18 protein-coding genes are annotated in these 22,073 nt (G+C 63.7%); 11 read left to right on the top strand and 7 right to left on the bottom strand.

The genetic code is table 11. From position 1 onward, the window contains the following. Positions 1 to 10 precede the first annotated feature (10 nt). The 3 genes from WA983_RS00355 to WA983_RS00345 all read left to right on the top strand — a co-directional run bounded on the left by WA983_RS00355 (position 11) and on the right by WA983_RS00345 (position 3,478). The gene (locus tag WA983_RS00355) at positions 11 to 2,029 is read left to right on the top strand and encodes an FAD-dependent oxidoreductase (protein WP_424311453.1); all 2,019 of its coding nucleotides are present in this window, start codon (positions 11 to 13) and stop codon (positions 2,027 to 2,029) included. 34 nt (positions 2,030 to 2,063) lie between these two features. Continuing rightward, positions 2,064 to 2,831, top strand: a complete 768-nt coding sequence (locus WA983_RS00350; protein ID WP_424248853.1) for a glucose 1-dehydrogenase — start codon at positions 2,064 to 2,066, stop codon at positions 2,829 to 2,831. A gap of 146 nt (positions 2,832 to 2,977) precedes the next feature. Continuing rightward, a complete protein-coding gene (locus WA983_RS00345; protein ID WP_424248820.1) occupies positions 2,978 to 3,478 on the top strand; it encodes a MarR family winged helix-turn-helix transcriptional regulator in 501 nt (166 codons plus the stop codon). A gap of 66 nt (positions 3,479 to 3,544) precedes the next feature. Here the strand turns inward: WA983_RS00345 and WA983_RS00340 are convergent, their stop codons facing one another. Next, entirely contained in the window at positions 3,545 to 5,191 is a 1,647-nt protein-coding gene (locus WA983_RS00340; RefSeq protein WP_424311452.1) for an AMP-binding protein, read from the bottom strand. Positions 5,192 to 5,366: 175 nt separating this feature from the next. Beyond that, positions 5,367 to 6,266, bottom strand: a complete 900-nt coding sequence (locus tag WA983_RS00335; RefSeq protein WP_424248855.1) for a LysR family transcriptional regulator — start codon at positions 6,264 to 6,266, stop codon at positions 5,367 to 5,369. Positions 6,267 to 6,373: 107 nt separating this feature from the next. Here WA983_RS00335 and WA983_RS00330 point away from each other — a divergent pair, with 107 nt between their 5' ends. Genes WA983_RS00330 through pcaF form a run of 3 tightly spaced genes read left to right on the top strand, consistent with a single transcriptional unit; the run spans position 6,374 to position 10,094 of the window. After that, a complete protein-coding gene (locus tag WA983_RS00330) occupies positions 6,374 to 7,534 on the top strand; it encodes an acyl-CoA dehydrogenase family protein (protein ID WP_424248824.1) in 1,161 nt (386 codons plus the stop codon). Between the two features lie 37 nt (positions 7,535 to 7,571). Beyond that, positions 7,572 to 8,867, top strand: a complete 1,296-nt coding sequence (locus WA983_RS00325; RefSeq protein ID WP_424311451.1) for a 3-hydroxyacyl-CoA dehydrogenase NAD-binding domain-containing protein — start codon at positions 7,572 to 7,574, stop codon at positions 8,865 to 8,867. Between the two features lie 15 nt (positions 8,868 to 8,882). Further along, positions 8,883 to 10,094, top strand: a complete 1,212-nt coding sequence (gene pcaF, locus WA983_RS00320; protein ID WP_424248828.1) for a 3-oxoadipyl-CoA thiolase — start codon at positions 8,883 to 8,885, stop codon at positions 10,092 to 10,094. 65 nt (positions 10,095 to 10,159) lie between these two features. Here the strand turns inward: pcaF and WA983_RS00315 are convergent, their stop codons facing one another. From WA983_RS00315 to WA983_RS00305, 3 genes are all read right to left on the bottom strand, one after another. Next, positions 10,160 to 10,975, bottom strand: a complete 816-nt coding sequence (locus WA983_RS00315; RefSeq protein WP_424248830.1) for an enoyl-CoA hydratase/isomerase family protein — start codon at positions 10,973 to 10,975, stop codon at positions 10,160 to 10,162. Positions 10,976 to 11,044: 69 nt separating this feature from the next. Then, a complete protein-coding gene (locus WA983_RS00310; RefSeq protein WP_424248831.1) occupies positions 11,045 to 11,650 on the bottom strand; it encodes a TetR/AcrR family transcriptional regulator in 606 nt (201 codons plus the stop codon). 266 nt (positions 11,651 to 11,916) lie between these two features. Next, positions 11,917 to 12,396: an Lrp/AsnC family transcriptional regulator gene (locus WA983_RS00305; protein ID WP_424248833.1), complete on the bottom strand. Its 480-nt coding sequence runs from the start codon at positions 12,394 to 12,396 to the stop codon at positions 11,917 to 11,919. A gap of 272 nt (positions 12,397 to 12,668) precedes the next feature. Between WA983_RS00305 and glmS the strand changes: the two genes are divergently transcribed. Together glmS and WA983_RS00295 are read left to right on the top strand one after the other, a co-directional pair. Continuing rightward, a complete protein-coding gene (gene glmS, locus WA983_RS00300; RefSeq protein ID WP_424248835.1) occupies positions 12,669 to 14,501 on the top strand; it encodes a glutamine--fructose-6-phosphate transaminase (isomerizing) in 1,833 nt (610 codons plus the stop codon). A gap of 20 nt (positions 14,502 to 14,521) precedes the next feature. After that, positions 14,522 to 15,901 (top strand): MFS transporter, encoded by a 1,380-nt coding sequence (locus WA983_RS00295; RefSeq protein WP_424248837.1) that lies wholly within the window; start codon positions 14,522 to 14,524, stop codon positions 15,899 to 15,901. Positions 15,902 to 15,938: 37 nt separating this feature from the next. Here the strand turns inward: WA983_RS00295 and WA983_RS00290 are convergent, their stop codons facing one another. Together WA983_RS00290 and WA983_RS00285 are read right to left on the bottom strand one after the other, a co-directional pair. Then, positions 15,939 to 17,939 carry a sensor domain-containing protein gene (locus tag WA983_RS00290; protein ID WP_424311450.1) on the bottom strand — a complete coding sequence of 667 codons (2,001 nt, stop codon included), beginning with the start codon at positions 17,937 to 17,939 and terminating at the stop codon, positions 15,939 to 15,941. Between the two features lie 94 nt (positions 17,940 to 18,033). Continuing rightward, positions 18,034 to 18,945 carry a LysR family transcriptional regulator gene (locus WA983_RS00285; RefSeq protein ID WP_424311449.1) on the bottom strand — a complete coding sequence of 304 codons (912 nt, stop codon included), beginning with the start codon at positions 18,943 to 18,945 and terminating at the stop codon, positions 18,034 to 18,036. A 193-nt stretch (positions 18,946 to 19,138) separates the two neighbouring features. On the opposite strand from WA983_RS00285, the gene WA983_RS00280 reads away from it, so the two are divergent. Genes WA983_RS00280 through WA983_RS00270 form a run of 3 tightly spaced genes read left to right on the top strand, consistent with a single transcriptional unit; the run spans position 19,139 to position 22,069 of the window. Next, positions 19,139 to 19,768: a TRAP transporter small permease gene (locus WA983_RS00280; RefSeq protein WP_424248843.1), complete on the top strand. Its 630-nt coding sequence runs from the start codon at positions 19,139 to 19,141 to the stop codon at positions 19,766 to 19,768. Continuing rightward, positions 19,765 to 21,042 carry a TRAP transporter large permease gene (locus WA983_RS00275; protein WP_424248845.1) on the top strand — a complete coding sequence of 426 codons (1,278 nt, stop codon included), beginning with the start codon at positions 19,765 to 19,767 and terminating at the stop codon, positions 21,040 to 21,042. Before WA983_RS00280 ends, WA983_RS00275 begins: the two co-directional genes overlap by 4 nt. 40 nt (positions 21,043 to 21,082) lie before the next feature. After that, positions 21,083 to 22,069, top strand: a complete 987-nt coding sequence (locus WA983_RS00270) for a TRAP transporter substrate-binding protein (RefSeq protein ID WP_424248847.1) — start codon at positions 21,083 to 21,085, stop codon at positions 22,067 to 22,069. Positions 22,070 to 22,073 lie beyond the last annotated feature (4 nt).

The raw sequence follows: 22,073 nt of genomic DNA, 5'->3' as shown, positions 1-22,073 counted from the left end.
TATTTGAACCATGACTACCTATCCCAATTTGTTGGCTCCGATCCGTATTGGCACGACGACGCTTCCCAATCGCATGGTGATGGGGGCGATGCATACTCGTCTCGAGACACTCGACCGGCCTCAGGAGCGGCTGGCGGCCTTTTACGCGGCGCGTGCCCGGGGCGAGATCAGCCTGATCCTGACGGGCGGATATTCACCCGTGCCCGAAGGCGTGATGGATGAGGGCGGCCTGTATCTGAATTCGCCCGAGCAGCTCGGAGAGCATGAACTGATCACCTCCGAGGTCTCAAAGGCTGGTGGGCGCATCGTGCTGCAGATCCTGCATGCCGGCCGCTATGCCAAGGTGCCCGATTGCGTGTCGCCGTCGCCGGACAAGGCGCGCATCAATGCATACACGCCGCGCGAACTGAGCACGCAAGAGGTCCGGGAAACGATAGGCAGTTTCGCCAACACTGCGGCATTGGCCCGGCAGGCGGGCTATAGCGGGGTCGAGATCATGGGCTCCGAGGGGTATCTGATCAATGAATTCACCGCGCCGCTCACCAATCGGCGCGAGGACGAGTTCGGCGGTTCTTTCGAGGGCAGGATCCGCTTTCCCCTGGAAATCGTGCGATCCGTCCGTGAGCGCGTCGGCCCGGATTTCATGTTGATCTACCGCATTTCGTCCGTCGATCTGATGGAGGGCGGGATGACGGCCGAAGAGATCGCCGAGTTCGCCCGTCGTATCGAACGAGCGGGCGCCGATATGATCAACACGGGGGTCGGCTGGCATGAGTCCTCAGTGCCGACCATCGCCGCCTCGGTGCCGCGGGCGGCCTGGGCGGCCGCCGTGCGCAACATCAAGCAGGCGGTTTCGATCCCCGTCATGGCGTCGAACCGGATCAACACGCCGGAAGTGGCCGAGGCCTTGATCGCCGCAGGAGATGCCGATCTGGTGTCCATGGCGCGTCCTTTGCTTGCGGACCCTGATTTCGCTTTGAAGGCTCGGCTGGGGCAGGGCGATCTGATCAGTCCCTGCATTGCCTGCAATCAGGCCTGTCTGGATCGGATTTTCACCGAGCGGCCGGCCACCTGCATGGTCAACCCGGTTGCGGGCAGGGAACTGGAGTTCCAGGAGGGCAAAGCCGCGCGGTCCCGCCGCATCGCGGTCGTGGGTGCTGGTCCCGCAGGGCTGGCCTTTACCGTCAATGCGGTGCGCCGCGGGCATTCGGTCGAACTGTTCGAGGCGGACCGTGAACTTGGCGGGCAGTTGAACATGGCCCGGCAGGTGCCAGGGAAGAATGAGTTCAACGAACTGCTGCGGTACTTCCGGGCCTCGCTCGATCACCTCGGCGTTCCGGTGCATCTGAATACGCGCGTGGACGCGCAGCATCTGCTCGATGGCGGCTATGACGAGATCGTGCTCGCGACCGGCGTCGCACCGCGCACGCCGGACATCGCAGGCGTGGATCATCCCAAAGTGCTGAGCTATGTGGACGTGCTGAACCGGCGTGTGGAGGTCGGACAGCGTGTGGCCATCATCGGCGCAGGCGGTATCGGGTTCGACGTGGCGGAATTCCTTGTCGGGCGGGCCGATGAATCGCTGGATGTCGCAGCCTTCCAGCGCGCCTGGGGCGTCGATCCGACGATCAGCGGGCCGGGCGGTCTGCTGCCCGCCGCGCACGACCAGGCCACGCGCACTGTGCACATGTTCCAGCGCAAGCCAGAGTCGTTGGGCAAGAATCTGGGCAAGAGCACGGGCTGGATACTCAAGGTCAAACTGCGCAAGGCGGGGGTGAACATGATCCCGGGGGCGTCCTACCAGGCGGTCGATGATCAGGGGCTGCACTACACGGTCGATGGGCAGACGCATGTGCTTGCCGTCGATCACGTCATTCTGTGCGCCGGCCAGAATCCGAATCGAACGTTGCATGAAGCATTGCTGGCCAAAGGCAGGGATGCCCATCTGATCGGTGGCGCGGATGTCGCCGCCGAGCTCGATGCGGTGCGCGCGATCGAGCAGGCGACGCAGCTTGCTTATTCATTTTGATCTTCCCCATTCTATTTTCAGGAGAAAAAATTTCATGCGTGGACTCAACGATAAAGTGACTCTCATCACGGGCGCGGCGGGCGGTATCGGTCGCAGCCTGGTCCGGAGATTTCTGGAAGAGGGCGCGCGTGTCGTGGCGCTGGATCTGGATGCTGCCGGGCTGGCTGATCTCGAGACGCAGTGTGCCGGTCATGCCGGTCTTTTGAGGACGATGCCGCTCGACATCACGGATCATGCCGCCGTGCAGAAAACCGTCCAGGCGGTCCATGCGGAATTCGGACGCGTCGATGTTCTGGTCAATAATGCGGGCTGGGATGTGGCCAAGCCTTTTGTCGAGACGACGCCGGAGCTTTGGGACAAACTGATTGCCATCAATCTGAAGGGGCCGCTCAGTCTGCAGCACGCCGTGGTTCCGCTGATGCTGGCGGGCGAAGGCGGAAAGATCGTCAATATCGCTTCGGATGCCGGGCGTGTGGGCTCCTCCGGCGAGTCGGTCTATGCCGCCTGCAAGGGGGGGATCATTGCCTTCAGCAAGACCCTGGCTCGGGAAGCGGCGCGAGGCAATGTGCGGGTCAATGTCGTGTGCCCCGGCCCGACCGATACGGCCTTGTTGCGCTCGTTTACGGGAGATGGCGAATTTGGCCAGAAAATCTACGACGGCCTCAAGCGCGCCATTCCTCTGAAGCGTTTGGGACAGCCCGAGGACATCCCGGGAGCGGTCGCTTTTCTGGCCAGTGACGATGCGGATTTCATCACCGGCCAGGTGATCTCGGTCTCGGGTGGCTTGACGATGCACGGCTGAATGCGCCATGAGATCGCCACGGCCGGCGCTCGTTGCGCACGGCTTTGAGCGAAGGACGAGAGCTTGGGTGGAGTAGAATCAAGCTCGACGAATAACCAGGTTCCGGGCCGCCATGCGGCCCGAAGTCTTACCGGAACTTCGAATTCATGATCAAGGTAAATGAGCCGTCCTCGGAGGGATCTGCCTCAGAAGTCCATAACCGGCTTTTTTTCCGGCTGTTCCAGGTAGGCAATACGCTTGACCGTCAAAGCATCAAAGAATTGGGGATCACCCCTGTCCACTGGGCGGTCATGGGCGCATTGTCCCGTCCCAAGGCCCGGGCGGGGATGTCCTTTTCAGACCTGACCGAGTATCTGTTCGTCAGTCGCCAGAACCTGGACGGTGTCCTCAAGCGTCTGGAGCGTGATGCGTTGGTCGAGCGGGTGACCGACGATGTCGATCGTCGAGCCAAGAAGGTCGTGTTGACCGCTACGGGCCGGGTGTTTTGGGATGATCTGCAGCCCAAAATCTACGAATTCTATCGACAGGCGCTGGCGGGCTTCCAGTTTGATGACAAAGTCGCCTTGGTCCATTTCATGAACCGGCTCAATGAAGGCATGAAGTCGGTGAAACTGGGCGATCAGGCCAAAGAAAGATCGGTGGGCTGAACCGGAAGGCGTGCGACATGATGGGGAAGATGCCGATCAGGGTTCTGATCGGCATCGTTCGCTGGATCAGGTCGTACGTGAGGCGATGATGCTGGCGGCGTGATCGCGCAGCTTGAATTTCTGCAATTTGCCGGTCGCCGTGCGGACCAGCGGTTCGAAGATCACGTGCTTGGGCGTTTTGAAGCCCGGAAGTCTGCTGCGGCAGAATCGAATGATGTCTTCCTGGTCCAGCTTGCCGACGTGCTCGGGGCGCGGCTCGATCACCGCACAGGGGACTTCACCCCATTTCGGGTCGGGAACCGCCACGACGGCCGCTTGCAGGATGGCCGGGTGGGAAAGCAGGACCTCTTCGACCTCGATGGATGAGACGTTCTCGCCGCCCGAAATGATGATGTCCTTCGAGCGGTCTTTGATCTCCAGGTAGCCGTCCGGATGGACGACGGCCAGATCGCCCGTGTGCATCCAGCCGCCGGCGAACGCCTCATCCGTTGCTTGCGGATTCTTCAGATAACCCTTCATGCCGAGGTTGCCGCGGACCAGGATTTCACCGATCGTGAGGCCGTCCCGGGGCACCGGTTCGCAGGTCTTCGGGTTTGCAACGATGATATGGCCCGCCACTGTGGTGGCGACTCCCTGGCGACCCTTGTGGAGCAGCCTTTCCTCGGGTGCCAGCGTCGACCACGACTCCTGTGGCGCGCAGATGGCGTTGACCCCGTGCTGCTCGGTCATGCCGTAGACGTGCAGGACCTGGAACCCCAGGTCTTCGGTCTGCTGGATGACGGATGAGGGAGGCGATGCGCCTGCGCAGGCCACCAGGATCGGGGTTGCTGGCTTGGACCAGTCAGCGGGTTTTTCGGCGATCAGTGAGGAAAGCACGGCCGGCGCGCCGCAGAAATGCGTGACCCCGTGACGGCGGATGGCATCGTAGATGTCGGCCGCAACCACCTTGCGCAGACAGATGTGCGTACCGGCGACAGCGGCCATCGCCCACGCGTAGCACCAGCCGTTGCAGTGGAACAGCGGGAGGGTCCACAGGTAGACGGGGGTGTCGATGTTCAGGCCGGCATAGACGACGGTGCCCAGGGCGTTCAGGTAGGCGCCCCGGTGATGGTAGATCACCCCCTTGGGATTGCCCGTAGTGCCCGACGTATAGTTCAGCGTGATGGCGTCCCACTCGTCCTCGGGGTAGTGCAGAGGTGCGTCTGCGGGTGCCTGGGTCAGGAAGTCTTCGTAGTCGATCCGCCCCGCACGGGCGGAATCCGGCAGGCTGTCGTCCCGAATGTCGATGATGTCGATCGGTTGCTGGGACAGGGCCACGGCTTCGCGCGCGGTTTCGGCGAATGCCTGGTCCACCAGCAGCAGGCGGGTTTCGGAGTGCTGCAGGATGAACGCGATGGCCGGTGCGTCGAGCCGGATGTTGATGGAGTTCAGGATGGCACCCGCGAGCGGCGCGCCGAATTGTGCGTCGAGCATGGCGGGGATATTGGCCGCGAGGATGGCGACCGTATCGCCAGGCCGGATGCCTGCGCCGTGCAGTGCCCGGGCCAGGCTGCGGCAGCGTTGCGCGTATTCGTGCCACGAGTACCGCCGGTCGTTGTAGATCACGGCGGTGCGGTCCGGATAAATGTCAGCGGCTCGATCGAGCAGTGTCAGTGGTGTCAGTGTCTGGTAGTTCGCCGAGGTTTTCGGCAGGTCTTGGTTGAACTTGTTCATGAGAGTCCTGTTGCCATCTGTCAGAGAGAGTGGGGGCCGGTGGGCGCCTCGCCGCGAGACAGATGCGGGAGCGTCGCCGCTTCCCATCAATTTTTGGCGAAATCAGGATTTATGTCAACATATTTACATAAATCCTGATGAATACCCTGAGCCCGATCTGCCTGCGGAGGTGGGTTCAGGAAGCCGCCCAGGTGCGCACGCGCTGGATCATGAAATCGATCAGGGTGCGCGCTGCCAGTGTCTGGTAGCGTCCGGGCATGCGCAACAGGAACATGCGCGTGCCGAAGACGCTCAGGCGCCAATCCTGAAGAGCCAGGACGATGCGCTGGTCGGCCACTGCCGAAGCCACCAGGTAGTCCGGAACCAGTCCGACTCCCAGGCCGGCGAGAATGGCTTCCCGCAGAAACTGGAAGTTCTCGGAGGCCAGCGTGGGGTTGAGCGCAATCTCTTGCCTGACATCGTTCTGGTAAGCGGAAAGACGCAGGTCGCGCCCGTCCACGGTGGATGTGATGAGCGGGACACCGGGCAGGTCCTCCAGCCGCTCTGGCATGCCGTGTTCAAGCGCGTACTGGGTGGAGGCGCAGATGACGTAGCGCACCTGGCTGAGTTCATGCGCCACCATTTGCAGGGGAGGGTCCGACATGACCCGGATGGCGATGTCGATTTCTTCCCGCAAGAGATCATCGACGCGGTTTTCGAACATGACGTCCAGGGCGATGTCCGGATAGGCGCGTTTGAATTCGATCATCCAGTCCGACATGACCAGATGCCCGAAGCCGGTCGGCAAGCTCAGGCGCACTGAACCGTGCAGGCCCCGGCCCAGCGTATCCACCGATTCGCGCGCGGCCAGCAATTCATCGCGGATGATGCACCCGTGCTGGTAGAGCTTCAGGCCGACTTCCGTGGGTTCGACACGGCGTGTCGTGCGGCGCAGCAACTGCAGGCCCAGGGATTGTTCGAATTGGGTGAGGTGATAGCTGATGTTGGCGCGGCTCATCTTGAGCTTGCGCGCGGCCTTGCTGAGGTTGCCGGCATCGACGATGTCCACGAGCAGGATGAGGGACTGGGCATTCAGGGATTCCATCGTCAAATATCCTTGACAGAATGTTCATATTCTTTCTAATTGTCTAATAAGATAGAAGATTGCACAATGCATTCACCGATATACGACAGGAGTGTGCTGTGGCGCTTGACCAGGAATCGTTCGAGCTACTTAAGACAAGCTTGGATCGCTTCATTCAGGAACGGCTGGTGCCGGCGGAGGACATCGTCGAAGATCGGGACGAAGTTCCCGGCGACATCGTGGACGACATGCGCGAGCTGGGGCTCTTCGGTCTGTCGATTCCTGAGGAGTACGGCGGTATCGGGCTGTCGATGAGCCAGGAATGCGAGGTCGCTTATGCTTTGGGCCGGACGGCATTGGCTTTTCGCTCGGTCGTCGGCACGAATATCGGCATCGGGTCGCAGGGTATCCTGATGGACGGTACTGAGGAACAGAAGTCGACGTACCTGCCCGCCATTGCCAGCGGGGAATTGATCGTATCGTTCGCGCTCACGGAGCCGGACGCCGGATCGGACGCCGCTTCGATCAGAACCCGGGCGGTGCGGGATGGCGACGATTATCTGCTGAGCGGCACCAAGCGGTTCATCACCAATGCGCCACGCGCCGGAGCGTTCACGCTCATGGCCCGTACGGGCGAGTCGGGCGCCAGGGGCATCACTGCGTTTTTCGTGCCCGCAAACCTCCCCGGCCTGTCGCTGGGCAAGGCCGATAAAAAAATGGGCCAGCGCGGTACCAAAACCTGCGACGTCAATCTGGACGAGGTGCGCGTACCGGCCGCCAATATCATCGGCGGTGTGCCTGGCAAGGGGTTCAAGACGGCGATGAAGGTCCTGGATCGCGGGCGTTTGCATATTTCCGCCCTGGCGTGCGGCATGGCCAGCCGCATCCAGTCCGAAAGCATCGCCTACGCGCAGCAGCGCAAGCAATTTGGCAAGCGCATCGGGGACTTTCAACTGGTGCAGGCGATGTTGGCCGACAGCCAGGCCGAGCTTCTGGCCGCCTGGTCCCTGGTTCAGGCTTCTGCGCGCCGCTACGACGACAAGCCTGCCGGTGTCAGCGATCCGGAAGTCAGCATGCAGGCATCTTGCACCAAGATGTACGCCACAGAAATGGTCGGGCGCGTGGCGGATCGCGGGGTTCAGATCCACGGCGGGGCCGGCTACATCAATGAATACAAGGTAGAGCGCTTCTATCGCGATGTGCGCCTGCTGCGTCTCTACGAAGGCACGACCCAGATTCAGCAGCTCGTGATCGGCAAGCACCTGATGCGTACCGAATAGGTATCCGCTCTTTTTCACATGGGATCTGATTTTCGTGATGACCTCTACTTATCCTGACGATGGGGCGCAGGCCCTGGAATATCTGGCCGCCGCCCGGCGTCAGGCAAGCCAGCTCCCCGAGGCCTTGCGAGCCGAGCCGATCGAGATCCGCCGCGCCGCAGTCATCGGTGCCGGTACCATGGGGGTGGGGATCGCCATAGCCTTGCTCGAGGCCGACGTGGCGGTCGTTTTGCTCGACCAGAATGGTCCGGCGGTCGAGCAGGGGCGGTTGCGTATCGCCCAACACTACGAGCGCCGGGTTTCGACGGGGAAAATGACGGGCGAATTAGCCGCACGGCGTCAGTCCGTGCTGGCTGCCACCCCGGATTGGGGCTGTCTTGCCGACGTGGATCTCGTGATCGAAGCCGTCTATGAGGATCTTGCGGTCAAGCAGGATGTCTTTCGCCAGATCGACGCCTCGGCGCGCCCCGGCGCGATATTGGCCAGCAATACGTCCTACCTGGATGTCGATGAGATCGCGCGCGTGACGCGGCGTCCCCAGGATGTCCTGGGCTTGCATTTTTTCAGTCCGGCGCACGTCATGAAGCTGCTCGAAGTGGTGCGGGCGGCGCAGACGTCCTCCGTCGCCCTGGCCACCGGTATGGCTCTTGGGACCAGGCTCGGGAAAACCACGGTATTGGCGAGCAATGCGTTCGGCTTCATCGGCAACCGGATCTACAACGCCTATCGTCGTGAATGCGAGTTCATGCTGGAAGACGGCGCCTGGCCGGAAGACGTGGACCAGGCGTTGACGGCGCTGGGTTTTGCCATGGGGCCGTTTGCCGTCGCCGATCTGTCCGGCCTGGATATCGCCTGGCGCATGCGTCGCGCGCAGGCGGCTACGCGCCATCCGGATGAACGCTACGTCTCGATTCTGGACCATTTATGCGAACAGGGCCGTCTGGGCCGCAAGGCCGGCGCTGGCTATTACGTCTATGCGGACGGGCAGGCGGTGTCCTCCACGGATGCCGTGGTGCGGGGCCTGATCGAACAGGCCAGCGCTCAACGCGGAATCGTGCGCCGTCCGCTGGCTCCGGAAGTCATTCAACGCCGTGCATTGCTGGCGATGGTCAATGAGGCCGCCTTGTTGCTGGCGCAGGGCGTGGCGCTCCGGCCAGGAGACGTCGATGCGGTGCTGGTTGACGGTTATGGGTTTCCGAAGAAGCTCGGCGGTCCGGTGTTCTGGGCGAGGCAGCAGGCGGCCGATCGCCTGGAGACCGATCTGCGCGCGCTGGGGGAATCGACCGGGCACGGATTCGTGCGTGCCGACCTTTCCGTCCTCTCGAATGATTGAACAATGTCTGGGGGTATGAATATGAGTGGTCAGGCTTTCATTTGTGATGCGGTGCGGACCCCTTTTGGCCGGTATGGCGGCACGCTGTCTTCTGTGCGGGCGGATGATCTGGCGGCGGTGCCGCTGCGCGCCCTCATGGCGCGTCATCCCGGTGTCGATTGGGAATCTCTGGCCGACGTGCTGCTGGGCTGCGCCAACCAGGCGGGCGAGGATAATCGCAATGTGGCGCGCATGGCCGCCCTGCTGGCCGGCTTGCCCTTGTCAGTGCCTGGCGCCACGATCAATCGACTCTGCGGCTCCGGACTGGATGCGGTGGGCACGGCGGCGCGGGCGATCAAGGCCGGTGAAGCCGGTCTGATGATTGCGGGTGGCGTCGAGAGCATGAGCCGGGCGCCGTTCGTGATGCCCAAGGCCGCCAGCGCTTTCTCACGCGACAACGCTGTCTACGATACGACGATCGGTTGGCGTTTCATCAATCCGCTCATGAAAGCGCGGTACGGGGTCGATTCCATGCCCGAGACGGCGGAAAACGTCGCCACCGAGTACGGGATCGAGCGCGAGGCGCAGGATCGCATGGCGCTGGCCAGTCAGGAAAAGGCGTTGGCCGCTCAGGCCGCCGGGCATCTGGCCCGGGAAATCACCCCCGTCCTGGTGCCGCAGCGCAAAGGCGATCCGATTGCGGTGGAAAAAGACGAGCACCCACGGTCCACCAGCCTGGAGTCCTTGGCCAGGCTCAAAGGCGTCGTGCGTCCCGATGGCACCGTCACCGCCGGCAATGCCAGCGGTGTCAATGATGGCGCGTGCGCGCTGCTGCTGGCCGACGAGGCGCAGGCGAGCCGGTTTGGCCTGACCCCTCGGGCGCGGGTGGTCGGGATGGCGTGTGCCGGGGTGGCGCCCCGGGTCATGGGGATCGGCCCGGCACCGGCCACCCAGAAGGTCCTGGCCCAGACCGGCCTGAGCCTGGCGCAGATGGACGTGATCGAACTGAACGAGGCCTTTGCCGCACAGGGCCTGGCCGTATTGCGCATGCTGGGTCTGGCGGATGATGATGCGCGCGTGAATGCGTGGGGCGGTGCTATCGCCCTGGGTCACCCTCTGGGGGCCAGTGGCGCGCGTCTGGTGACGACGGCCGTCAACCGGCTGGAGGCGGATGCAGGTCGCTATGCGCTGGTGACCATGTGCATCGGCGTAGGGCAGGGGATCGCGGTCGTGCTGGAACGGGTCTGATTCGACAGCCCCGCGTTTTCCGCCAGAAGGGCCTCCGGATTTCCGGAGGCCCTTTTCGTATGGGGTCAGATGACGGAAGACTGCGAAAACACCGGTTTGCGGCGTTCTTGGAGCGACAGCAGGCCTTCCTTGACCTCAGGACCGGCGAAGCCCAGCATTTCAAGGGCCAGCGAGGTATCGAAGATCGGACCCGCCTGGCGCAGCCAGTTGTTCAGCGCGTACTTCGTCCAGCGGATCGCCGAGGGGGCGCCGGCCGCCAGTTTCTTGGCCACTTCCAGTGCCTTGTCCTGCACCTCGGACTCGTCCACGGCCAGAGAGATCAGGCCGATTTCCTCCGCCTTCTGGCCCGTCAGGGGTTCGCACAGCATGAGGTAGTACTTGGCCTTGGCCATGCCGCACAGCAGGGGCCAGATGATCGCAGCGTGGTCGCCGGCCGCCACGCCCAGGCGCGTGTGGCCGTCGACGATCTTGGCGTTGTTCGCTGCAATGGAGATGTCCGACAGCAGCGCCGCCACGAGGCCGGCCCCTACCGCCGGGCCGTGGATGGCCGAGACGATCGGCTTGGAGCAATCGATGATGTTGTAGACCAGGTCGCGTGCCTCGCGCCAGATGCGCGCGCGCGCATCATGGTGATCCATCATTTCCTGGATCATGTCGAAGTCGCCGCCCGCCGAGAAGCCACGGCCCGCGCCGCACAGGATGACGGCGCTGACGTCGGGGTCCGTATCGATCTCCTTCCAGACCTCGGCCAGTTCGCGATGGCCCAGGGCGTCCAGCGAGTTGAGGGTGTCGGGTTTGTTCAGCGTCAGCCGGAGCACGTGCGGCGCCGGGGTGTCGAACGTGATGTTGGTATAACCTGAATATCGGGTGTTCTGAGACATGGTTGCTCCAGTAGGTCAGAGGGGGGCGATGATGGGTTGAATCCGTGAGGGCCGAGGTGTGTCAGCGTCTCAGCCTTCACTGGGTGAAACTTCGGATGGGTGACCGGGTTGCGTATGACCTGGTCCGGCATGGATGGAGGTCGGAACTCTGGGCTCCAGGCCACGCATCAGCAGGTTGAAATACTCCAGTGCAATGTTTTCGGCGCTGGCACCGGCGCCCGGCTTGAACCAGCGCGCCATCCAGTTCAGCATCGAAAGGACGCAGCGGGTGGTCACGGCAGTGTCGGCCTGACCGAAGGAACCGCTGCGCACCCCCTGATCGACGATGTCCCGGAGCATCTGCTCGTACTCGTCGCGCAGGCGTACCGCCTCTTGCTTGTATTCGGCGGCGGTCATGCCGCTGAACCCGATCAGCATGGCGACGAATTCATTGTGGTGCGTTTCGAAATAGCGTGCATGCGCCACCATGAAGGAGCGCAGTTGGCCGGCGGCCGTCTGTTCCCGGGCGACCTGGACGGTCACGGCTTGCACCAGTCCGTTCAGGACCTCCAGGATGATGGCGTCGTAGATGTCCTGCTTGGTCGAGAAGTAGTGATAGATCGCAGCCTTGGAGATGCCCATGGCGGATGCGAGTTCGCCCAGAGAGCTGGATTCGTAGCCTTTCTGGGCGAACATTTCCGCTGCGATCGAGAGGATGCGGTGACGCGGATTCTCTGTCAGGGGCGGTCGTCCTGCCCGTTTTGGAGAGGCTGATCTGGCTTGGGTGGTCACAGGGAACTGGTTCCGTATAAATACTTACCGACCGGTCGGTAAGTATTAAGCCAGTATAAAAACCCGAACGCGCGCGGTCAACTCCCCAGCGCGTGGCGTCTTTGGGGCGTGGTATCTCTGGCGCGCAGCGCGGGAACGTGTTCAGAGGCTCCCGGCTGGAACCGTGCCGATCATGGGGTGTGGTGGATTGGAATGGCCGTGCAGAACTTGCTGCGCCGCGTGGCAAAGAAGCTGCGCACGTTGCGCACGCGCGGGTCGCCCGTCAGGCAGCGCAGCGCCAGGGCCTGGTAGGCCGCCATGTCCGCCACCAGCGCCACCAGCACGAAATCCGGCCCGCTGCTGACCCGGTAGCATTGCTGGATGGCCGGTTCGGCCAGTAACTGAGCCTCGAAGGCGTCGGCCTGTGCGGCCGCCTGGGCGTCCAGCGTGACTTCGATCAGGACCGTCAGGGCTGCGCCCATCAAGGCGGGGTCCAGGATCGCCACCCGCCGCTGGATGATGCCTGCCTTCGTCAGGCGGCGTACCCGCCGCAGGCAGGTCGGTGGCGAGGCGTGCACGTGCGCGGCCAGATCCTGGTTGCTCAGGGCACCATCCTGTTGCAGGAGGTCCAGGATGCGGCGGTCCAGGTCGTCGAGTTCGATCGTAGGCATGGGGATGTTTCCGGAACGCAACAGGTGTGAGGAAGGAAGAGTGGAATGGAGGTGAATTGATCTTGTTTAATTCATTTTCAGTTGTTTTATGGAATTTTATTTCATAAAACGAGGATCATGAAATCATATTTCATGATCATCTAAAAATAGAAATCAAATTTCTATCCCTCCAGTTCACAATAGCGCAAAACCGGGCGGCCTTCACCGCCAGACTCGCCACCAGGCCACGCATATGCGTCCGGCGGCGCTTCTTCCCGAATCAGGAGATCCCTATGTGTGGCATCGTCGGCGCCGTGGCGCAGCACAACATCGTTCCCGTTCTGCTCGAAGGTCTGCGCCGCCTGGAATACCGGGGCTATGACTCCTGCGGTGTGGCCGTGCACACGGGTACCGGCTTGCAACGGGTGCGCAGTACCGAGCGGGTGGCCGAGCTGGTGGCTCAGGCTGCGCAGGACGGCGTCCAGGGCTTGACCGGCATCGCCCATACCCGCTGGGCCACCCATGGCGCACCGCTGACGCGCAACGCGCATCCCCATTTCTCCGGCCCGGATCAGAGCGCGCCGCGTATCGCGCTGGTGCACAACGGCATCATCGAGAACCACGACGTGCTGCGCGCGGAACTGCAGGCCGTCGGCTACGTGTTCCAGAGCCAGACCGATACCGAAGTCATCGCCCATCTGGTGGACCACCTGTACGACGGCGATCTGTACGCCGCCGTACAGCAGGCCGTTCGCCGTCTGGCAGGCGCCTATGCCATCGCCGTGTTTTGCGCCGAAGAGCCGCACCGCGTGGTCGGTGCGCGCCAGGGCTCGCCGCTGGTCGTCGGCCGTGGGGCTGACGGCAATTACCTTGCGTCCGATGCGCTGGCGCTGGCCGGCACCACCGACCAGATCATGTACCTGGAGGACGGCGACGTGGTGGACCTGCAACTGGCGCGGATCTGGGTGACGGACGTCCAGGGCCGGGCCGTGGAGCGGGCCGTGCACACGGTCCAGGTCCATACCGGCGAGGCCGAGCTCGGACCCTACCGCCATTTCATGCAGAAGGAAATCTTCGAGCAGCCGCGCGCCGTGGGCGACACTCTGCAGGACATCGACGCCATCATGCCGGAACTGTTCGGCGACGGCGCGCACGCCGTGCTCCAGTCCATCGACCGCGTGCTGATCCTGGCCTGCGGCACCAGCTACTACGCCGGTTTGACGGCGCGCTACTGGATCGAGTCCCTGGCCGGCATCCCCGTCAATGTCGAAATCGCCAGCGAATACCGTTACCGCACCAGCGTGCCCGATCCGCGCACCCTGGTGGTGACCATCTCGCAGTCCGGCGAGACCGCCGATACCCTGGCCGCGCTGAAGCACGCGCGCAGCCTGGGCATGGACCAGACCCTGACCATCTGCAACGTGGCCACCAGCGCCATGGTGCGCGAATGCAAGCTGGCCTTCATCACCCGCGCAGGGGTGGAAATCGGCGTGGCTTCGACCAAGGCCTTCACCACCCAGTTGACCGCCCTGTACCTGCTCACCCTGACGCTGGCCCAGACGCGCGGGCGCCTGGACGCCGCGGCCGAGGAACAGGCCGTGAAGTCCCTGCGTCACCTGCCGGCGGCCGTGTCCGCCGTGCTGGCACTGGAACCGCAGATCATCGCCTGGGCCGAACGCTTCGCCAGCAAGGAAAACGCCTTGTTCCTGGGGCGTGGCATGCATTACCCGATCGCCCTGGAAGGCGCGCTCAAGCTCAAGGAAATCAGCTACATCCATGCCGAGGCCTATCCCGCCGGGGAGCTCAAGCACGGCCCGTTGGCCCTGGTGACCGATGCGATGCCCGTCATCACCATCGCGCCGCACGACGAACTGCTGGAAAAGCTGAAGTCCAATATGCAGGAAGTCCGAGCGCGCGGCGGTGAACTGTATGTCTTCGCCGACTCGGATTCCCAGATCTCCAGCGCCGAGGGCATGCACGTCATCCGCATGCCCGAGCACTATGGGAAACTGTCGCCCATCCTGCACACGGTGCCGCTGCAACTTCTGGCCTATCACACCGCCTGCGCGCGCGGCACGGACGTGGACAAGCCGCGCAATCTGGCCAAGAGCGTGACGGTGGAGTAGGGGGCGTTCCAGATCCCAGCATGACTCATGCCGCAACGGTGCCCGTGCGCCGCAAGACTGTCTTTGCCATCATCGCCATGGCCTTGCTCATGATGTCGATCGATTCGACCATCGTGGCGACGGCCTTGCATGCGATCCAGCAGGGGCTGGATACCTCGATCAATCTGGCCAGCCTGACCATCACGGCCTATTCCTTCGGTTTCGTGCTGATGCTGCCCATCAGCGGCAAGCTGGCCGAACGCTTCGGCCGCCGCAAGGTCTTCATGGGCTCCACGCTGGCATTCACGCTGGCCTCGTTCGGCTGCGGCATGGCCGACAACATCTATCTGCTGATCGTGCTGCGGGCCATTCAGGCCGCAGGCGGTGCGGGGTTCACCCCCACGGCCACCGGCATCATCGTGGATCACTTCGGCGCCGCGCGTGACCGCTACGTCAGCCTGTTCGGCAGCATTTTTCCGGTGGGCGCGATGATCGGCCCGATCTTCGGCGGATATTTCGTCGCGTATTCGTCCTGGCGCGACGTGTTCTATGTGAACGTGCCCATCGGGCTGGCCATTTTTCTGCTGGCCTGGCGCTTCATCCCACGCGATCCGCCGCCCGAGGATCGCGCCAGCCGCAAGATGGACGTGCTGGGGCTCGTGCTGCTGGGCCTGAGCCTGCTGTCGGGCATGCTGGCGGCCACCGCCCTGGGCGAGCGTCAGGCCGGCGACAGTGTGTTCGGATTCCTGGGGCTTCTGCTGACGGCGGTGCTCTCGCTGCTGTGCTTCTTGCGTCACATCCGTCGTACGGCCACCCCCTTCATCGCGCCCCGACTGATCTACGGCCGCCACTTCGGCGCCGTGAATCTGGTGAACATGGTGTTCAGCGGCTTCGTGATAGGCGCCATGGCGCTGGTGCCCTTGTACGCCACCAGCCGGTACGGTATCGATGCCGTGGGATCGGGCACGCTGCTCACGGCCCAGGGGGCTGCGGCCATGATCTGTTCGCTGACGGCGGTGCTGCTGCTGCGCCGCACCGGCTATCACTTGCCGCTCTACGTGGGCAGTGCGGTCAGCATTGTGGGGCTGGTGGGCCTGGCGCTGCCGCCGCTGGCGGGCACGCCCTATGTCTGGCTGGCTTTCTCGGCCTTCCTGGTCGGAGCGGGCAACGGTGCCATCAATCCGGCCATGCGCAATGCCGGCTTGCAACTGGCACCCGAGTCATCATCAATGCTGGCGGCGCTGCGGACCTTGTCGCTGCAGACCGGCTCCATCGCCACGATCTCGATGGTGGCGGCGTCCCTGGCGTATCAGAGCAATCCTGGTGCGATCCTGGCGTGGGTCTATGCGATCCTGGCGCTCATCCGGCTTCTGGCGCTGACCTTGGTGAAATACGTTCCGGAGCAGCGTGGCGCGTGGTAGGGCGGCGGTATCGCCGCATCTTCCCGGTGCGCGGACATCAGGCCGAGTTGGTGCGCTGCTGGCGGATGGAGGTCAGCCAGGTGTCGATCGGCATGGGGCGCGCCATCAGATAACCTTGCAGAGCATCGCAACCGTACCGGGCCAGAAAATCGGCCTGGGGCTCGTTCTCCACGCCTTCGGCGACGACCCAGAAATCCAGTTGTTCGGCCATGGCCAGGATCAGCCGGGCGATGGCGATGCTGTCGGGATCGCCGGGCAGATTCCGGATCAGGCTCTTGTCGATCTTCAGCTCGAAGATCGGCAGACGCATCAGGCAGGACAGGTTGGAATAGCCGGTGCCGAAATCGTCGATGGAAAAGCGGATGCCCAGGCGGCTGAGCTCGCGCATGCGCTGCGCCGTGGCCTCGGCGTCCTGGATCCAGACGCCTTCGGTGATCTCGAAGATCAGCCGGTTGCCGGGCGCGCCGGAGCGCCTCAGCAGGCCGCGCACGGATTCGCCGAACCCTGGATCCATCAGGACCCGGGGGCTGATGTTGATGGAAATCGGATAGGTCTCGTTCAGGCTCTGCAGGTCCAGCAAGGCCTGGCAGGCAATGTCCAGCGACCAGTAGGTCAGGTGGTTGATGAGGTTGGTTTCCTCGGCGAGGGGCACGAACAGGGCGGGCGAGATCGGGCCGTGCTCGGGATGCGTCCAGCGGGTGAGCAACTCCGCGCCCGTGACCCGGCCGTCCCGCGCATACTGGGGCTGAATGTGCATGGTCAACTGGCTGGTGTTCAAGGCCTGGGTCAGGTCCTTTTCCATCCACAGGCGCTGTTCGAAGTCGGCTTGCAGCGTGTGGTCGTAGACGACGGTCTGATTGCCGCCCTGCACCTTGGCGCGTTGCATGGCCAGGTCGGCCTCGCGGATGGCGTCGCTCGCCGTCGCGCCTTCGGGGTGCAGCAGGGTCAGACCGATGCTGGCGGTGAAGACGCAGGTCTGTTCACAGGGCTCCAGGGGTGTCGAGGCCAGGACGAGCCGGAGTCTTTCCGCGATCTTCAGCGCCTGGCGAGCGCCGGTTTCGGGGTCCGGGTCCAGCCGGGTGAGCAGCACCATGAACTCGTCACCGCTGACGCGTGAGACCATGTCCCGGTCGAGCGTGTGTTCCTTCAGGCGGCGGGCCACTTCTCGCAGGACCTGGTCGCCGATGGCGTGGCTGCGGCTGTCGTTGAGCCTCTTGAAGCCATCCAGGTCCAGAATCAGTACGGCGCCGCAGCCCGATTCGAGCCGCGCGCCGGGCAGCGTCTGTTCCAACCGGTCCAGCAGCAGGATGCGGTTGGGCAGGCCGGTCAGGGGGTCGTGGAATGCATTGTGGCGGGCCAGCGCCTCGGCCTGCATGCGGGCGGTGATGTCGGTCAGGATGGTGCAGAACATGACGGTCGTGCCGTCCGGATTGCACAGCGGCATCTTGACCGATTGGAACGTGTGTGTGCGGCCCGTCCGAGGAGAGGTCCGCTGCTCCTGGGTGACGATGCGGTCGCCTTGTTTCAGGGCCGGAAGATCGGCGGCCGAGATGCCGTCGGCGCGGATGGGGGCGCGGTCCGTGTCCGGATCGAGTGTCGCCGATGACGCGGTGGTGGGCAGGCCGAAGAAGTCGCGGAATGGCTGGTTGGCGTAATGGCAGCGCTGGTCGGCGTCTTCGATGCAGATCAGGTCGTCGATGTGGTCGAGCACCGTGGACAGACGGTGCGTGGACTTCCGCATCCGCTGCGCCTGGCGGCGTGCCCGGCACCGGGTGTATATCGCATGGCACAACGCGGCCAGGGCCAGGGCCGCTGCCAGGATCACCGGCCCGTATTTTTCCTGGTGTGCGATTTCGGACAGGATGTTGCCCAGGACGCCGTCCGGCTGCCCGTTGGGCACAGCCGACAGGGTGGAACCCATGTCGCTGACGCCGACCGTCAGTGTCGTGGCCCGAGCGGTGTGGGGCAGGAGACAGACCGGCCCCAGGAAGAAAAACAGGCAGACGTACGCGCGGATGGAACGTAAGTGAGTTTTCATCGGCGTTCCCGAAAGACGCCATGCTGGCCGACCGAGATTCGATTATAGAGTGGCATGGCGTCCGGATCCGGTGGCGTCGCGGGATAAACTGGAATTATCCTGGATTTCCCCAGTCCCGTTCGCCGACGTGCTCGTGCAGGTGCCGCACGAAGGCCTGGGTAGCCGGCGGCGGGCTGGCGTGCAGGCGGCTGTAGATGAAGAACTGGCGGCGGATCAACGGGTCCTGCAGCGGGCGCATGCGCAGGCCGTACAGGTCCACCAGGGTCTGCGCGTAAGGCAGGCCTGCCGTTACGCCCAGGCCTGCGCTGACCATGCTCAGGGCGGTGCTCATGAAGGCCACTTCGTGGCTGGGATGGATGGCGGGGATGTCGGCCATCCGGTACAGGTCCAGCGCCAACCGGTCGGTGAACTGGCCCTGCAGGGCAATCAGCGGATAGCGCACCAGATCGGTCCAGCGGATGCGCTTGAGCGATTCCAGCGGGTGGCCGGGTGGGAACACGGCCATGAAGGGCAGATCGAACAGTGGATCGGCCGACAGCTCGGTCAGCCCTTCGCGGTGGGGGCCGATGCTGATGTCCACTTCGCCGCGCACCGCCTGGGTGATGGCATTTTCGACGGCACAATCCAGCAGATGGACCTGGATGTCGGGATGTTCCCGGCGGAAGCTGGCGATGACCTCCGGGATCAGGGTGCTGGCCATCAACTGGGGCGCGGCAATGCGTACGATGCCGCGTCGCAGGCGCTTGAGGTTGTCGATGTTTTCCAGCGCGCCGTCCAGGTCGCGCAGGATGCGGGTGGCGACGGAATGGAATTCGCGCCCGACCTCCGAGAGCTGGATGCGCCGGGTGTTGCGGTCCACCAGGCGCACACCCAGTTGGGTTTCCAGCTCTTTGATCAGGCCGCTCAGGGCCGACTGGGTGATGTGCAGGGATTCGGCCGCCCGGGTGAAGCCCCCCGTGCGGGCCAGCGCCGTGAAGGCGCGCAATTGGCGCAGTGTGACTTCCATCGGATCGCCTTATGAATCGATGAATAAAAACTGTTTGAATGATAGCTGGAAACTGCGTTTAATGGGGCATCCATGACAGAGACGCACCGGTGCCCCCGGCCTGCGTCCGCATTCAGACCGGAGACAACGCCATGCCCCTCTCTTGGGACGCTCTGCAGGCTCGGCCATTGCATGGCCCGTGCGGTGACCGCAGATGATACAGCGCGCTTCTCATTTGATCGTTCGGGGTTTCGAGATCCTGATCGTCGCCTGCCTGGCGATCATGGGCATCCTGGTCTTCGGCAACGTCGTGCTGCGCTACGCCTTCAATTCTGGCATCGCCATTTCCGAGGAATTGTCGCGCCTGCTGTTCGTCTGGCTGATCTTCATGGGCGCGGTCCTGGCCTCGGCGCGGCGCATCCATATCGGTTTCGATACCTTGCAGCAGGCCGTCGGGCCGCGCGTGCGCCGGGCGCTGGTGGTCTTCACCGGCATGTTGATTCTGGCCGGCTGCGGGATCTTCATCGTCGGCGGCTGGCGCCAGACCTTGATCAACCTGGGTAACACCTACCCGGTCCTGGACATCTCCTACGCCTGGCTGTATGGCGTCGCACTGGTGTTCGGGGTGGCACTGATCTTCCCGGTCTGCAACAACGTGTACCGCGCGCTGATCGGCATCGATGACGGGTTGACCGAGGATCTGGCCGATCGCATCGAGGGGCTGGCTGAACGCATCGAGGATGAGTCCGGACACAGGGCAGTCCCTGCGCCTGGCGCATCGGAGCGCCTTGCAAGGCGCGAGGTGGACGCAGGCCGCCAGGGCTCCTCGAAGGAGATCAAATGAGCGCCATCGTCTTCCTGGGCTCGCTGCTGGGCCTGATCGCCCTGGGCCTGCCGATCGCCTTCGCCCTGATGTTCGCCGGGGTGGCGCTGATGCTGCTGACCGGACAGTTCGACGCCCAGATCGTGGTGCAGAACGCCGTCGCCGGGGCCGATAATTTCGTGCTGATGGCCGTGCCCTTCTTCATCCTGGCGGGCGAATTCATGAATGCGGGCGGCCTGTCCAAGCGTATCGTGGACATGGCCGGCGCCTTTGTCGGCCATCTGCGCGGCGGCCTGGGCTATGTGGCCATCTGCGCCGGCATTCTGCTGGCCAGCCTGTCCGGCTCCGCCGTCGCGGACACGGCGGCGCTGGCGGCGATCCTGGTGCCCATGATGCGTCAGGCCGGCTACGATCCCGCACGCGCCTGCGGCCTGATGGCCGCCAGCGGCATCATCGCGCCGGTCATCCCGCCCTCGATCGGCTTCCTGATCTTCGGCGTGGTGGCCAATGTGTCGATCACCCGCCTGTTTCTGGCCGGGATCGTGCCCGGCATCCTGATGGGGCTGTTCCTGACCGTGGCCTGGTGGTTCGTCGCCCGGAAACAGCAGGCGGCGCTGACGCCCCGGGTGCCCTGGGGGCAGCGGCTGCGTCTGCTGGGGCAGGGCGGCTGGGCGCTGATGCTGCCGGTCATCATCATCGGCGGCCTGCGCTTCGGGATCTTCACGCCGACTGAATCGGCCGTGGTGGCGGCCGCCTATGCGCTGTTCGTCGGGCTGGTGGTGTACCGCGAACTCAGTTGGCGCAAGGTCTACGAATGCCTGCTGTCCACGGCGCAGACCACTTCGGTCGTTCTGCTGCTGGCGGCGCTGGCGATGGTCGCGTCCTACATGATCACCATCGCCGATATTTCCGGCCAGGTGGGCGGCTGGCTGTCCGCGCTGTCGGATCATCCGATGGTCCTGATGGCGGCCATGATGGGGGTGGTGTTCTTTGCCGGGATGGTGCTGGATTTCATCCCCATCGTGCTGATCTTCACGCCGGTGTTCATGCCCATCGTCCAGGCGGCCGACATCGACCCCGTCTATTTCGGCGTGATCTTCATCATGAACTGTTCGATCGGCATGATCACCCCGCCCGTCGGGGTGGTGCTCAACGTCGTCAGTTCCGTGGGCAAGGTGACCATGGCCCAGGCCTCGCGCGGCATCGCCCCGTTCCTGCTGGCCCTGATCTCCTTGCTGATTGCCCTGATCCTGTTCCCCGAACTGGTGACCGTGCCCGCCCAGTGGTGGCGTTAGCGTCCGGCACCCCGTCCTATTCCACCCAAGGAGACATTCCATGAAAATGAAAATCCGCACCACCCTGCTCGTCGGCCTGCTGGCCGCGACGCTGTCCGGTTCCGCCTGGGCGGCGGTCACCGCGAAATTCGCCGTGACCTTGCCGGAAAAATCCCACCAGGGCCAGGGCGTGGCCAAGTTCGTCGAGCTGGTCAAGGCCAAGAGCCAGGGCGAAATCGACATCAAGCCCTACTACAGCGGCGCGCTGGGCAACGACGTGCAGGTGACCTCCGCCCTGCAGGGCGGCACGATCGAGTTCACCGTGCCCCAGACCACCACCCTGACGGGCATGGTCAAGGCCTACGAAATCCTGGACTTTCCCTTCCTGTTCAAGAACAGCGCACAGGCGGAAAAGGTTCTGGACGGCCCGGTAGGCCAGAAGCTGCTGGAAACCTTGCCCGCGCACGGTCTGGTGGGCCTGGCGTATTGGGAAAACGGTTTTTTCAACGCCACCAACAGCAAGCACCCGATCGCCAAGGTCGAAGATTTCCAGGGTCTGAAGTTCCGCTCGATTCAGGCCAAGATCACCCAGGAAACCATCAAGGCGCTGGGCGCCAATCCCGTGCCGCTGGCGGTGCCGGAGCTCTACACCGCGCTGGAAACCCGCACCATCGACGGCCAGGGCACGCCCAATGCCGTGATTGCCGCGCTCAAGCTCTACGAAGTACAGAAATATCTGTCCATCACACGTCACAGCTACGGCGCCTTCATCCCGCTGGTGTCCAAGGCCTTCTGGGACAAACTCACGCCGGATCAGCAAAAGATCCTGACGGATTCCGCCATCGAGGCCCGTACCTACCAGCGTGAAGTGGCGCGCGCCCAGGCGCAGTCGGCCAAGGACACCATGGCCAAGCACGGCATGGACATCAACGAGGTCAGCGATGCCGAACATGGTCGCATGCGTGAGCGTGTCCAGCCGGTGTGGCAGATGTTCATCCCCAGCGTGGGCCAGGATCTGTTCGATCAGGTCCAGGCCGAACTGAAGTAGATCA

This window comes from Castellaniella sp. (assembly GCF_049650445.1).
Taxonomy (GTDB): Bacteria; Pseudomonadota; Gammaproteobacteria; order Burkholderiales; family Burkholderiaceae_B; genus Castellaniella.
The sequence above is the reverse complement of the archived record's forward strand: the minus strand, read 5'-3'. Positions and strand labels throughout refer to the sequence as shown.

Bases quoted from the DNA above. Each gene is read 5' to 3' on its own strand.
- WA983_RS00355 (WP_424311453.1), top strand. From the start codon at position 11: ATGACTACCTATCCCAATTTGTTGGCTCCGATCCGTATTGGCACGACG.
- WA983_RS00350 (WP_424248853.1), top strand. From the start codon at position 2,064: ATGCGTGGACTCAACGATAAAGTGACTCTCATCACGGGCGCGGCGGGC.
- WA983_RS00345 (WP_424248820.1), top strand. From the start codon at position 2,978: ATGATCAAGGTAAATGAGCCGTCCTCGGAGGGATCTGCCTCAGAAGTC.
- WA983_RS00340 (WP_424311452.1), bottom strand. From the start codon at position 5,191: ATGAACAAGTTCAACCAAGACCTGCCGAAAACCTCGGCGAACTACCAG.
- WA983_RS00325 (WP_424311451.1), top strand. From the start codon at position 7,572: ATGACCTCTACTTATCCTGACGATGGGGCGCAGGCCCTGGAATATCTG.
- pcaF (WP_424248828.1), top strand. From the start codon at position 8,883: ATGAATATGAGTGGTCAGGCTTTCATTTGTGATGCGGTGCGGACCCCT.
- WA983_RS00315 (WP_424248830.1), bottom strand. From the start codon at position 10,975: ATGTCTCAGAACACCCGATATTCAGGTTATACCAACATCACGTTCGAC.
- WA983_RS00310 (WP_424248831.1), bottom strand. From the start codon at position 11,650: ATGTTCGCCCAGAAAGGCTACGAATCCAGCTCTCTGGGCGAACTCGCA.
- WA983_RS00305 (WP_424248833.1), bottom strand. From the start codon at position 12,396: ATGCCTACGATCGAACTCGACGACCTGGACCGCCGCATCCTGGACCTC.
- glmS (WP_424248835.1), top strand. From the start codon at position 12,669: ATGTGTGGCATCGTCGGCGCCGTGGCGCAGCACAACATCGTTCCCGTT.
- WA983_RS00295 (WP_424248837.1), top strand. From the start codon at position 14,522: ATGACTCATGCCGCAACGGTGCCCGTGCGCCGCAAGACTGTCTTTGCC.
- WA983_RS00290 (WP_424311450.1), bottom strand. From the start codon at position 17,939: ATGAAAACTCACTTACGTTCCATCCGCGCGTACGTCTGCCTGTTTTTC.
- WA983_RS00285 (WP_424311449.1), bottom strand. From the start codon at position 18,945: ATGGAAGTCACACTGCGCCAATTGCGCGCCTTCACGGCGCTGGCCCGC.
- WA983_RS00280 (WP_424248843.1), top strand. From the start codon at position 19,139: ATGATACAGCGCGCTTCTCATTTGATCGTTCGGGGTTTCGAGATCCTG.
- WA983_RS00275 (WP_424248845.1), top strand. From the start codon at position 19,765: ATGAGCGCCATCGTCTTCCTGGGCTCGCTGCTGGGCCTGATCGCCCTG.
- WA983_RS00270 (WP_424248847.1), top strand. From the start codon at position 21,083: ATGAAAATGAAAATCCGCACCACCCTGCTCGTCGGCCTGCTGGCCGCG.